The 12,025-nt window shown below is 46.1% G+C and carries 11 protein-coding genes; 3 read left to right on the top strand and 8 right to left on the bottom strand.

Annotated features, from left to right (window positions below; translation table 11 throughout):
* Positions 1 to 98: 98 nt before the first annotated feature.
* Positions 99 to 728, bottom strand: a complete 630-nt coding sequence (msrA, locus tag D1Z90_RS13730) for a peptide-methionine (S)-S-oxide reductase MsrA (protein ID WP_119911349.1) — start codon at positions 726 to 728, stop codon at positions 99 to 101.
* A gap of 183 nt (positions 729 to 911) precedes the next feature.
* Here msrA and glpX point away from each other — a divergent pair, with 183 nt between their 5' ends.
* Positions 912 to 1,922 carry a class II fructose-bisphosphatase gene (gene glpX / locus D1Z90_RS13725; RefSeq protein ID WP_119911348.1) on the top strand — a complete coding sequence of 337 codons (1,011 nt, stop codon included), beginning with the start codon at positions 912 to 914 and terminating at the stop codon, positions 1,920 to 1,922.
* Positions 1,923 to 1,972: 50 nt separating this feature from the next.
* On the opposite strand, the gene D1Z90_RS13720 is transcribed toward glpX, so the two are convergent.
* From D1Z90_RS13720 to D1Z90_RS13690, 7 genes are all read right to left on the bottom strand, one after another.
* Positions 1,973 to 3,034 (bottom strand): DUF2157 domain-containing protein, encoded by a 1,062-nt coding sequence (locus tag D1Z90_RS13720; protein ID WP_119911347.1) that lies wholly within the window; start codon positions 3,032 to 3,034, stop codon positions 1,973 to 1,975.
* A gap of 20 nt (positions 3,035 to 3,054) precedes the next feature.
* Positions 3,055 to 4,023, bottom strand: a complete 969-nt coding sequence (locus D1Z90_RS13715) for a LysR family transcriptional regulator (RefSeq protein ID WP_119911346.1) — start codon at positions 4,021 to 4,023, stop codon at positions 3,055 to 3,057.
* Between the two features lie 9 nt (positions 4,024 to 4,032).
* Entirely contained in the window at positions 4,033 to 4,962 is a 930-nt protein-coding gene (locus tag D1Z90_RS13710) for a LysR family transcriptional regulator (protein WP_119911345.1), read from the bottom strand.
* Positions 4,963 to 5,153: 191 nt separating this feature from the next.
* Positions 5,154 to 5,909: a DsbA family protein gene (locus tag D1Z90_RS13705; RefSeq protein WP_119911344.1), complete on the bottom strand. Its 756-nt coding sequence runs from the start codon at positions 5,907 to 5,909 to the stop codon at positions 5,154 to 5,156.
* A 239-nt stretch (positions 5,910 to 6,148) separates the two neighbouring features.
* Entirely contained in the window at positions 6,149 to 6,433 is a 285-nt protein-coding gene (ppnP, locus tag D1Z90_RS13700) for a pyrimidine/purine nucleoside phosphorylase (RefSeq protein ID WP_119911343.1), read from the bottom strand.
* Positions 6,434 to 6,505: 72 nt separating this feature from the next.
* Positions 6,506 to 7,276 carry a hypothetical protein gene (locus D1Z90_RS13695; protein ID WP_119911342.1) on the bottom strand — a complete coding sequence of 257 codons (771 nt, stop codon included), beginning with the start codon at positions 7,274 to 7,276 and terminating at the stop codon, positions 6,506 to 6,508.
* Between the two features lie 555 nt (positions 7,277 to 7,831).
* Positions 7,832 to 9,238 carry an aminotransferase-like domain-containing protein gene (locus D1Z90_RS13690; protein WP_119911341.1) on the bottom strand — a complete coding sequence of 469 codons (1,407 nt, stop codon included), beginning with the start codon at positions 9,236 to 9,238 and terminating at the stop codon, positions 7,832 to 7,834.
* 127 nt (positions 9,239 to 9,365) lie between these two features.
* On the opposite strand from D1Z90_RS13690, the gene D1Z90_RS13685 reads away from it, so the two are divergent.
* Positions 9,366 to 9,962: a LysE family translocator gene (locus D1Z90_RS13685; protein WP_119911340.1), complete on the top strand. Its 597-nt coding sequence runs from the start codon at positions 9,366 to 9,368 to the stop codon at positions 9,960 to 9,962.
* A 217-nt stretch (positions 9,963 to 10,179) separates the two neighbouring features.
* Positions 10,180 to 12,006 carry an ABC transporter ATP-binding protein gene (locus tag D1Z90_RS13680; protein ID WP_119911339.1) on the top strand — a complete coding sequence of 609 codons (1,827 nt, stop codon included), beginning with the start codon at positions 10,180 to 10,182 and terminating at the stop codon, positions 12,004 to 12,006.
* Positions 12,007 to 12,025 lie beyond the last annotated feature (19 nt).

Here is a 12,025-nt window from a genome sequence, read left to right as displayed (position 1 = left end):
ACTGCCCATATAGGTGGTTTGAAAAGCACTGAGGCATCTGTAGTGTATGCGAGTGGGTCTGATATTTTACTGTTGCGGTAGCAGCTTGCTGAGCGCGTTTATGGCGCGTCAGGTAGGCACAGTCCATTCGCGGCTAAACCACAATAACCGTTCGGGTTTTTTGCTAGGTATTGCTGGTGGTATTGTTCAGCATAGTAATAATCTGTTAACGGTAAAACGTCAGTGGTTATTTGGTTATCGTATCCCGCTTGGGTAATGACTTGTTGAAATTGCTGTTGGGTCAACCTAGCCAAAGCAAGGTCGTCAGCATTGTTCGTATAAATCGCACTGCGATATTGGGTTCCGACATCGTGGCCTTGCTGCATTCCTTGGGTTGGATCATGCTGTTGCCAAAACAGGGCCAATAATTGTCGTAACGAAATCTCAGTGGGATCATAAATGACCTCAACCAACTCAGTATGGCCCGTTTCACCACTGCATACTTCTTCATACGTGGGGTGAGGGGTAAAGCCCCCGCCGTAACCTACGCTGGTAAACTTGACCCCGCTTTGTTGCCAAAACAAGCGCTCTGCACCCCAAAAGCAGCCCATACCAAACCAGATCCGGTTCAACTTTGCTACACTTTGCAATTGTGTATGAAAAACAAAGTGTTCGCTCGGAGTTGGCAAGGCGTTTTCGCGGCCTTTTAGGGCCTTTTCAGCGCTGACCATTATTTTTGAAGCTGCCATGTGAGTTCCTTTTGTTTCTGTCGTTTTATTGTAAGATAAGCTTGATAAAAATGAAAAATCCAGCGGTGATGAGTTGCTATAAGAAAAAACTAATATTTCTCCCCTATATAGCAGTTAATACTATGCCTTTAAAGTGCAGCTTTATGTTAGAATGCGCGCCGCAGCAACTTGGAGTAGTGAAAGATGAAACGTGAGTTAGCTATCGAAATTTCCCGAGTCACAGAAGCAGCAGCATTGGCTGCGCATAAGTGGGTTGGGCGCGGAGATAAAAATATTGCCGATGGTGCCGCGGTAGAAGCGATGCGCCATATTTTGAACCAAATTGATATCGATGGCGAAATCGTTATCGGCGAAGGTGAAATCGATGATGCCCCTATGTTGTACATAGGCGAGCATGTTGGCAGCAAAAAAGGCGATGCGGTGGATATCGCGGTGGATCCTATTGAAGGTACCCGCATGACAGCCATGGGCCAATCCAATGCGGTGGCCGTGATTGCAGTGGCGGAAAAGGGCTCATTTTTAAAAGCCCCCGATATGTACATGGAAAAGTTAATTGTTGGCCCTGATGCCAAAGACGCCATTGATTTAAATCGCTCACTGGAGCAAAACTTAAAAGCGATTGCTTTTGCATTAGGCAAGCCACTGGATCAATTAACTTGTGCCACGCTGGCAAAGCCTCGTCACGACAAGGCCATCAAAGAGATGCAAGGTTTGGGGGTGCGCGTATTTGCCATTCCTGACGGCGATGTAGCCGCGTCTGTTATGGCTTGTATGCCAGACAGTGAAGTGGATCTTTTATACTGTATTGGTGGTGCACCTGAAGGCGTTATCTCCGCTGCTGTTGTTCGTGCTTTAGACGGCAATATGCAAGCGCGTCTTTTACCGCGTCCTTTGGTCAAAGAGCCAACAGAAGACAATATCCGCATTGGTGAAGAAGAAGAAGCCCGCTGTACCGCGCTTAATATTAAAGTGAAAGAAGTCCTGACACTCGAGCAATTAGCGCTAAATGATAATGTGATCTTCTCTGCAACCGGTATCACCAAAGGTGACTTACTGGAAGGCGTAGCGGTGAAAGGCCGTTTAGCTTCTACCGAAACCTTATTAATTCGTGGTAAGTCGCGTACTGTTCGTCGTATTCATTCGACCCATTATCTCGACAGAAAAGACCAAGCTCTAAAAGATATTATTTTATAATCTTGGGAATAAACGCTAAAAAGCCCTGATAAGTATCAGGGCTTTTTTTGTTATTTCTGGGCTTGAACACTGCTATTTTGGCGTTGTTTTGTCAGTTGCCAGATGCTCTCTGCTTTACTTCCTAGCAGCCAAAAACTGAATGCTAGAATGGCAAAGAATAAGGCTTTGTTTGAAGTATCCCAAAAGTACTCGAAAAACCGAGTGTATAGATTCAACAATAAAAAGCTCAACGCAAAGCCTCGGCTTATGCTGTGATCGGTTTTAATGCCATAGATTAATACCGTGATGGCCACAGCCGCGAATAAAGCAGACCAATGCAATAAGTGCCATTGGCTGACCTCGCTCCAGCTGAGTAAGTCGCCGTAATTGCCAAAGATAGACAATACCCAAAGTGACATAAATAATAAGCCATAACCCAAAATTAAGGTCAGTTGACTAAAGCTTCGGCGTGCAGGCCAGCGATGTAAAGCTTGGCTTAAAGCGATAATAGCCAGCCCAAAAAAGGCCATTCTCAAGGGATAGTTCATGCCTAAGTAATATTGCCCCCAACCTGATAAATAGCCGGTTTCGGCGCCAAACCAGCCGACTAAACTCAAGATGGCAAATAGCCATACTAAATGGGATGGAAAAGCTAAACCTAAGGCGCCATAAACCAAACTGGCGCTCAAGAGCAAAAGTGACCAGTGAGCCACTTCTGGATCAAACCACACACCTAAGTAAAGTAAACTCAAGGCGCTAAAAAGTACGCCCAAAAAGAAATAGCCTTCGTTACTGTAAAATTTGCCTGGGTAACGTTTTTTTCGGTGCCAAGCGAAACCAAAGCAAATACTAGCAATACCGGCTAAAGTCATGGCTTTGGTGCTGGCTGCGCTATTAAAGAACTCTTCAAACCAAGCTATCAGAGCGTCATCAAGCAACGCCGAAGTCACCGCAATGATGATGCAAGCAAGGGCAATCCAAAAGCAGTATTTGGCCAACTTAAACCAATCAAAGGACGTCAGCTGAATGCTCTGCTCCATAGCTTGGCTTTGTTCTGGCGTAACTGTGTTTATTTGCTGCCAATGGGTTAGTGCGCGCTTAATGGTTTTCATTTCTGACTGAGAGACTTGCATAAACTTCCTTGCTGCTCAGGTTATTCGTTGGTTGGCCAGCGCAGGGGGTTGCCTTGTTGGCTAAATTCGTCGATGAGGTGTTGCAGCAGTTTTAACCAAGCTTGTCTTATCCAGATATGCAGAGGATCTTTATGGCTGCGGCTGTGCCAGTACATCATAGAGGAAATAGGGTCTATCACCTGGGCTTGTAACGGCACTAATTCCAATGTTTGATATTGTTTGGATGAGTCGCTCCAAGGCATTAGCGCCACATGTTTACCGGCAGTGAGCGCTTTTTGCAAAATCAACACAGAGCTGGACTTAAACGTGACATGACGTTGCAGCTTTTGTTTTTTAAGCGCGGCTTCTAGGGTAGGTTCGAGCGATCCTGTGGGGGTATATTTCGCGTGTGGATAGCTCATAACCGTGGCTAAATCAGCTTCTGGCGTTGCTGCGAGAGGATGATGCTTACCGACCATAAATCGATAGGTCTCAGCCGGTAATGCACGGGCGTGGATATGACTTGGTGCAGTTTTAATGCCTCCGATGGCTAAATCTAATTCGCCGTTTTCTAACATTTCAAACACGTTTTCAGGCCGGCGAATAAACTCAACGCCGATATGAGGAGCATCCACTAATACGGTTTCCAACAAAGGTCGCACTGCTACGTTCATGCCAAAGTCGATGAGGGTGAAACGAAAGGTGCGTCGACATTGTGAAATATCAAAAGGTTCAGGGTGTAAAATATGCTGCGCTAACTGGAGGCAAGCGCTCACTTGAGGCTTAAGCTGCAGCGCTGCTGGTGTTAATTGATAGCCTTGCTCACCCCTGACTAATAAAGGGTCATTCAATAATTGCCGTAACTTAGCCAATCGCTGACTCATTGCTGGTTGGGTTAGGCTGAGGACTTCTGCGGCTTTGCTGACCTGTTTTTGTGTCAGCAGTACATCCAACGCCAGTAATAAATTGATGTCGGTTTGTTGTAAGCTGAGTAAATCGGAATTTAACATGGCATTGCTCTAATTGGGCCAAAGCTGTTGTTGGCAAACTTGCAGAATGATTTGCCTCGACCAGGTGTGTAAGTCTTGTTGGTCTAAATGTTCCGGCCAGAGCATCTTAATTGGCTGTGATGCTAAGTCTGTAATAACGTGGTGTTGCAGTGGATCTTCTGCTGTAAAGCGCTCACACACATAGTGCGGCACAATGGCGTTTAGCAGGCCCGAGGACAGCGCGGTTTGCAGTACAATTAAGGAGCCGGAGCTGAGGCCTATTTGTGGCTTTTGCGCTTGCGATTCAGCCAGTTGAGCAACGGATTGATTCAAGGTGGCATCCGCGGAATAATCTGCCAGCGGATAATGCCAAGCTTGGGTCAGGCTTGTTATTCCTTGTTCCAGGTAGCGTTTTCCTAAAATCAGATGGTAATGCTCTGGTCCCAAGTCTTGATACCTTAAGGTACTAGGTATGTGCCGGTGAGTGCCGATCAACAAATCGAGTTGGCCTTGCTGTAGGTCTTGTAAGCTGTTCTTATGATGACGGCAATAGCTTATCTCAAGGAATGGCGCTTGGGATGCTAATTGGTTAAGCATTTCGCTAATACACTGCTCGGCAATAAAATCGTTACAGCTAAACCTCAGCTGGCCTTTTACTTGGCTTGGATCAAATTGCTCACTTTGGAAAATGACGCTGCTGGCATGAACGAATTCCACTAGCTCTAATCGTAACTGCTCAGCTCTTACGGTGCGCACCATTCCTTGTTTGCCTTTGATTAATAGCGGATCATCAAACAGCTCACGGGCACGATTGAGCACGTGACTAATGGCTGATTGGGTCATGCCCAAGCGGTCCGCAGCTCTCGACACATGGGCTTCATCCAATAGCACAGCTAAGCTGACCAATAAGTTTAAGTTAGCCAGGTTTAAATCTGTGGTATGGGAATAGTCGTGGGTCATGGTGTTTCTAGGTTATCAGCATTAGTCATTAACGTGTAGGTAGCACAAGGCGAAATGCGCGGCGTTGTGGGCCTTTCTATAAAAGCATAGGTTAAGGTATCAAGAAATGGCGTACGAAGGAATCTTGGGCTTTGCTTTGGCGCAAAGTTGATAACAAGGGAGCAAGGCTCCCTTGTTAGGTGAGTGATGGTTTACTTTTTCTCGCTCAGCCAGCCGATAGCTTGGTGCATTTGTTCTGTGCTGTCAAAGCCGCGATTCAGTAATACGTATTTACCGCCTACCACTAGGGTTGGAACGCCAGTACTTTGCAGTTGTCTTTCTACTTCAAAAGAGGCATCAAGTGACGCTTTTAATTCATCCGATTGAGCAAAGGCATTAAACTCATCAGGTTTGATACCGTTGTCAGATAGAAACTGCTCAAAACCGGCTTGGTCTTTGATAGAGCCGCTTTGACGTGCTTCAAAATACAAAGGATGCAGGGTATCTAACTTGCCAAAGTGCTTAAATGCTTGGTAAATCACCGCATCAAACACCCACTTTTCATTAAGCAAAGAAGGGTTTACTTCTACTTTGAGTTTTTCGTCTGCTTTTAGGGACTGCATTAAAGGCTCGGTTGCTTTACATGCTGGGCAGCCGTACCAAAAGAACTCATGCACATGGTTGGCAGCTACAGGCAGCGCCGTTTCTAAAACGCGGTAATGCACGTCTTGTTGAAAGGGATCATTTTTGGTGGCTTCAGAGGCGGCTGTGGCTTCCGGTTTAGCATCATGATTGTGGCCAGCGTGCTCATCCACTGCCGGTGCAGGTGTTTCTGCAGCTGGCGCTTCAGTCGCGACAACCGGAGCTTGAGTGACACTGGCTGAACTTTGCTCTGTCGTTTGCTCCGAGCAAGCCGCTAGGGTAAAGCCCGCCACAACGGCTAAGCTAAGTTTGACTAATTGATGCATATCTAAATCTTGTCCCTAATGTAATTATTGTCATTGATTATGCCTCCAGGCAGCGCAATAGCCTAGCTGTTGGCGCTAACTTTACGCAACTTTGCTTAGTAAATAATAATTTAACTCTCACGGTTTTCTAGAGTATAGAGCTTGAATGATGCCAAGGAAGGTGCCGCTGATGCAAGCAGTGCATTTTAGGCAAAAAAAAACCGCCGGTTGGGCGGTTTTGTGTGCATTACTGTTGGCGATTAGCCTTCGTATTTACACAAGTAAGCAGTATCGACGTCAACTTTAACGTCAAAGCTTGAGTCTGCAACCACTTCAAACGTTTGACCGTCTGTGTAAGTTTGCCATTCGCTGGCGCCAGCTAGCTTGATGGTTAAGCTGCCGCTTACCACTGTCATGTATTCTTTTGCAGCCGTTGAGAACGTGTATTCACCTGCAGCCATTACACCAACGGTAGCCGGTAAGTCTTGACCTTTAAAAGCGATTGATTTTACTTTACCGTCAAAGTATTCATTTACATCAAACATCTTCAATATCCTTGTGAGTGAACTGTCGGCGGCAAGTATGCCTTGCTCGCCCACTAGACACAAGACTCAGCGCTATTTACGAAGAGCAACTTTACTTTCGTACGGGCAATATTTATCGCGCATTAAAAACTCAGCGTCGACACCACCAGCGCCTTTTAGCGTCATGCTGTTTTCACCTAATAAACCTTGATAAGCCACGCGTGCACTTTTTACGTCTACTTGTTTGCCATTAATTAAACTCACTTGGTTGGTAAGGTATAATTGGCCTTGGCTAATGGCTCCCTCCATTACCATGGCATTGTTGGCAAATACGGTAAGCTCACATCCCTGCTGGCGAAACTGTACGGATGTTGTAGTTTGGTAAACGTCGTTATCAAAATCGTCACTTTCATCGGCTTCAAAGCACTCCAGGAAGCCTTTTTCTTGGTATTGCCATTGGCCAGATAAATCGGCGCAACTGGCATCAGGAGTGGGTAAGGTTAGCGGTTTTTTGTGCTTATTAATAAAAGCCTGCCAGCCACTGACAGATTGCGATTCAACATCAACGCCAGAAACTGCTGCTTTGTTAACCTCGCTCGCTGATACGCCAGCAGCAGAGCTTGCACTAACTACTGCAGCAGAGCTTGCACTAACTACTGCCGCAGACTTCGTCGCGGAAGCTGATGGATTGTTACCTTGTAAAATCTCCAGTTGGCGCTGCTCGCAGACTTTTTGGGATAATAGCCCTTCATCACAGTATTCTTTCAATTGCTTTAATTGTGCTTTTATATCGTCAGCACTGGCCATACCCGGAAGTAAACTACAGCCAAGTAAAGAAACTACTGCCAGTTTGTGATTAATCATCAACCGCTCCTTGTCATCAACAAAACCCGCAGATTTCATTTGAGATGTGAAAATAGAAAAATGTCAGAGCGCAATAAATACTAAAATTTTATGACATAAATATGACATTGAAGCGCGAAGGGGAAGGGTAAAAAGGGGCCAAGGTAGCCTTCATATAGCCCATTATAAGATGGCTTCGGGGACCAAGGCAGCCTCCATATAGCCCGTTATAAGATGGCTTCGGGGGTCAAGGCTGACCCAAATAGCCCGTAATAAGATGGCTTCGGGGGTCAAGGCTGACCCAAATAGCCCGTAATAAGATGTCTTCGGGGGTCAAGGCTGACCCAAATAGCCCGTAATAAGATGGCTTCGGGGGCCAAGGTAGCCTTCACATAGCCCATTATAAGATGGCTTCGGGGGCCAAGGTAGCCTCCATATAGCCTGTTAATAAGATGGCTTCGGGGGCCAAGGCAGCCTCCATATAGCCCGTAATAAGATGGCTTCGGGGGCAAGGCCGCCCCCAAATAGCCCGTTATAAGATGGCTTCGGGGGCCAAGGCAGCCTCCATATAGCCCGTTATAAGATGGCTTCGGGGGCTTGTGGACCTATTTTTAGCAGTTGTTTTAACACCGACAAGCCTTGTTCCACTTTTCGAATGTCGGGTTCATTACTGATCGCAACCCTAACGCCATGGGGGCCTGAAAATTGGCCGACTGCAAATACTTCACACCCTCTCAACGCTATCTTGTACTGCTCAGTAGCTTGCACGAATGCTTGACTGCGCCAATATTCCGGTAAGTTCAACCACACGTGCATGCCTTTTAGCGAACAGTCTTGTAAATAAGGAGACAGGTACTGCTGTGCGAGTTTGTGGCGCCGAGCCAATAGCGCTTGCTGTTGCTGCAACAGTTGCGCGGCGTAGCCAGATTGGATCCAATGGCACACTATGGCAATGATCATTGGATTTACCATCCAACAGCTAGCTCGAATGGCTTCTTTAAACTTTGCAATTAAACATTCAGGTACATGCATATAGCCTAATCGCAAACCACCGGCGAGCACTTTAGAGGTACTGCCTATGTAGATGGTTTGTTGCGGTGCAATTGATGCGCATGCTGGTGGCGACAGCTCCGACAATAAACCATTGACGTCATCTTCAATTAGCCATACTTGATATTGTTGGCAGATCGCCATAATTTGCGCTCTGCGTGTTTGGCTCATAGTCGTGGTGCTAGGGTTATGCAGGGTGGGAGTGCAATAAACCGCAACAGGGCGGTGAGTGATGCAAGCTTGGGTAAAAGCGATAGGACACAAGCCTTCATCATCATATTCAACGCCTTTAAGGTTGAGGTTTAAATGATAGCAAGCGCTTTTAATGCCAGGAAAGGTTAACCCTTCTGTCAGCACAGTATCGCCAGACTTTGCCACCGCCATGAGGGCCAGTAAAATAGCATTTTGTCCGCCATTGGTGAAAAAGACCTGTTCGACATTGGCTTCAATGCCCCTCGCATGAAGCCAAGGTAAGAATGTCTCTCGTTGGCTCAATGCGCCTTGTTCGGGTTGATACTCTAGCAATAAATTGAGTTGCTCAGGTTGACTCAATAAGCTTTCAAAAGCGGCTTTAAGAGCCGGGGTGCGATCGTCTCTGACCGGGAAGTTAAAGCTGAAATCTGCCAGTAATTGATTGTCTTGTGCTACTTGTTTGGGCTCGGCGGCGATAATAAAGCTGTGTTTCTGGCTGCTCTGCTGGCTCAGCACAAAAGTGCCAGCCCCCACTCTGGCTTGCACCAACCCCCGGCGCTCTGCTTCCCCATAAGCCCGAGTGATGGTGCCTACCGTTACATTCAATTGCTGGGCTAAATCACGGTGTGTGGGCAGTTTGTCTTTAGGGGTGAGCTCCTGTTGATCTATCAGCACTTTAATATGGTCTGCTATTTGCCGGTATTTTGGTTGCTTGTCTTGGTGAAAATCAATGCTCCACATAACTCTCTCGTCATTGTAATGGTGACAATAAAGATCTTGCGCCGATTATTTCCCTTGTTATGGTGGATTTATCGGCGTTATGTCTTTTTTGTATCAAATTGTATGGGTTCAATTTAAGGGGGGTTAGATGTTTGAGTCAAGTTTGTTTATTTCATTAGTGGTGTTTGCGTTTGTCACCAGTATTACACCGGGACCTAACAATATTATGCTTGCGGCATCAGGGGCGAACTTCGGGTTTCGTCGCACTTTACCTCATATGTTGGGGATTATATTTGGCGTCGCTATGATGATTTTATCGATGGGCGTAGGCTTTGCCGCTTTGTTTAGCCAGTTCGCTATGCTGCAATGGGGGTTAAAGGTAATGGGCTCAGCTTATTTGGGTTACATCGCTTGGCAGGTATGGCAAGCACAAGGCCCGACAAAGCAAGGGGAGAAGGTGCAACCGCTGACCTTTTTACAAGCTGCACTGTTTCAATGGCTAAACCCAAAAGCTTGGTTAATGGTGATCACTGCGATAAGTAGTTTCAGCTTTGGGCAGGAGTACTGGTTGTCTTTATTGTTGATAGCAAGCGTATTTTTTGTGGTTGAGATACCGACGACGAGTTTTTGGGCATTATGTGGAGAACAAGTCTCTCGGTTGCTGACCACACCGCGGCACTGGCGAATGTTTAACGGTTTAATGGCGTTGGGCTTACTTTGGTCGATCTATATGATGTGGCAGTAACGCTTTTTTGCTTGCGTATAAGGCATATCCATCCGTAAGGGCAGGGGCTGTTGTAGCATCAACTAGGTGCATCGAGTGGCCCAAAAAACTGACTAATTTGAGCCATTAAATTGATTGCAACTCAGTAAGTTAAGCGGATAAATAAGGCATCGATTAAGCAAGCGTTACGAGTTGAATTGGCGTATGCTGATAAAGACATTTTTTATTAAGGCTAGGTATGTTTCGTTTTTTTGAAGGCTTAGTGGCAGCCTTTCCTCCCGAAGAGCCCACTCAACCCCCCAAGAACCTTATGCAGTTTTGCCTGCATTACAGTAAAGGCATGATCATTCCTTTAATATTCATGTCTATACTGACGGCTTTAGCTGCGATATTAGAAGTCTCGCTCTTTAGCTTTATGGGACAGTTAGTTGATTGGTTAGGCACTAAAAATCCGGCCACATTTTTATCGGAAGAAGGGCAAACATTGCTCATGATGGCCTTGGTGTTGCTTGTTGCGATGCCGCTGGTGAGTCTGTTACATGCGTTGATAGTGCATCAAACTTTGCTGGGTAATTATCCCATGTCTATCCGATGGTTAGCCCATCGCTATTTATTAAAGCAAAGCGTGTCGTTTTATGCGGATGATTTTGCAGGGCGCATTTCGACTAAGGTCATGCAAACCGCCCTTGGCGTCAGAGAAACCGTGATGAAGCTGTGCGATGTCTTGCTTTATATCTTGGTCTACTTTACGTCAACTTTAGTGCTGGTGGCCAGCGCCGACGTTATTCTGATGTTGCCAATGTTAGCTTGGCTATTGATTTACATTGGTATTCAGTATCATTTTGTACCTAAGTTAAAAGCCATTTCTACCGAGCAGGCCGATGCGCGCTCGACAATGAGTGGTCGAATTGTTGATTCCTATACCAATATTGCAACGGTTAAACTCTTTTCCCATACCAACCGGGAAGCGGAATACGCCAAGGAAGGCATGGACGGTTTTATGCAAACAGTGCATAAACAAATGCGTCTTGTTACCAAGCTGGTAATGGCGGTTAACTGCTTAAACTACGCCTTGGTGTTCAGTATCGGTGGATTGTCGATATGGTTATGGATGCAAGAAGCGATTAGCGTGGGTGCTATCGCAATCGCGGTTGCCCTGGCCTTGCGGTTAAATGGCATGGCGCAATGGGTAATGTGGGAAGTCAGTGCGCTATTTGAAAATATGGGTACCGTGACAGATGGCATGAATACTTTGTCTAAACCACTGCAAATACAAGACAAAGAAGGTGCTAAGCCGATTACTGTGAATAACGGCGAAATAGCCTTGCAGCAAGTGGGCTTTCATTACGGCGAAAATAAAGGTGTTATTGATAACTTGTCTTTACACATTCGACCAGGGCAAAAAATCGGTCTTGTAGGGCGTTCTGGGGCGGGTAAGTCAACGCTTGTTAATCTGTTAATGCGCTTTCATGATGTTGAATCTGGAGCTATTTTGGTGGATGGCCAGGACATTAGAGACATCCAGCAAGATACTTTACGTAAGCACATCGGAATGGTGACTCAAGATACTTCATTATTGCATCGCTCGGTGAGAGAAAATTTATTGTATGGCAGACCAGAGGCCAGCGAAGAGGAAATGATAGCTGCCGCAAAACAGGCTGAAGCCCATGAATTTATCTTAGGCTTAACCGACCCAAGTGGCCGTAAAGGTTATGATGCTCACGTAGGTGAGCGCGGGGTTAAACTGTCTGGCGGTCAAAGGCAACGTATCGCCATTACGCGGGTATTGTTAAAAGACGCACCTATCCTGATTCTTGATGAAGCGACGTCTGCGCTAGACTCTGAAGTCGAAGCAGCCATTCAAGCGAGTTTGTATCAATTAATGGAAGGTAAAACCGTGATTGCCATCGCACACCGATTATCCACTATTGCGGCAATGGACAAATTGGTCGTGCTAGACAAAGGACAAATCGTTCAGCAAGGAAGTCATCAAGAACTGATTGCCAGTGAAGGTATTTATGCCCAGCTGTGGTCTCATCAAACGGGTGGTTTTTTAGGGGATTAATATTAATAGCAGCTGTGTC

This window comes from Motilimonas pumila (assembly GCF_003596335.1).
Classification (GTDB): Bacteria; Pseudomonadota; Gammaproteobacteria; order Enterobacterales; family CBDFNC01; genus Motilimonas; species Motilimonas pumila.
Note: the sequence above shows the minus strand (reverse complement) of the source record. Positions and strands in the feature narration are given on the sequence as shown.

Coding starts and splice junctions, on each gene's coding strand:
- D1Z90_RS13710 (WP_119911345.1), bottom strand. CDS start 4,962: ATGACCCACGACTATTCCCATACCACAGATTTAAACCTGGCTAACTTA.
- glpX (WP_119911348.1), top strand. CDS start 912: ATGAAACGTGAGTTAGCTATCGAAATTTCCCGAGTCACAGAAGCAGCA.
- msrA (WP_119911349.1), bottom strand. CDS start 728: ATGGCAGCTTCAAAAATAATGGTCAGCGCTGAAAAGGCCCTAAAAGGC.
- D1Z90_RS13705 (WP_119911344.1), bottom strand. CDS start 5,909: ATGCATCAATTAGTCAAACTTAGCTTAGCCGTTGTGGCGGGCTTTACC.
- D1Z90_RS13680 (WP_119911339.1), top strand. CDS start 10,180: ATGTTTCGTTTTTTTGAAGGCTTAGTGGCAGCCTTTCCTCCCGAAGAG.
- D1Z90_RS13685 (WP_119911340.1), top strand. CDS start 9,366: ATGTTTGAGTCAAGTTTGTTTATTTCATTAGTGGTGTTTGCGTTTGTC.
- D1Z90_RS13690 (WP_119911341.1), bottom strand. CDS start 9,238: ATGTGGAGCATTGATTTTCACCAAGACAAGCAACCAAAATACCGGCAA.
- ppnP (WP_119911343.1), bottom strand. CDS start 6,433: ATGTTTGATGTAAATGAATACTTTGACGGTAAAGTAAAATCAATCGCT.
- D1Z90_RS13715 (WP_119911346.1), bottom strand. CDS start 4,023: ATGTTAAATTCCGATTTACTCAGCTTACAACAAACCGACATCAATTTA.
- D1Z90_RS13695 (WP_119911342.1), bottom strand. CDS start 7,276: ATGATTAATCACAAACTGGCAGTAGTTTCTTTACTTGGCTGTAGTTTA.
- D1Z90_RS13720 (WP_119911347.1), bottom strand. CDS start 3,034: ATGCAAGTCTCTCAGTCAGAAATGAAAACCATTAAGCGCGCACTAACC.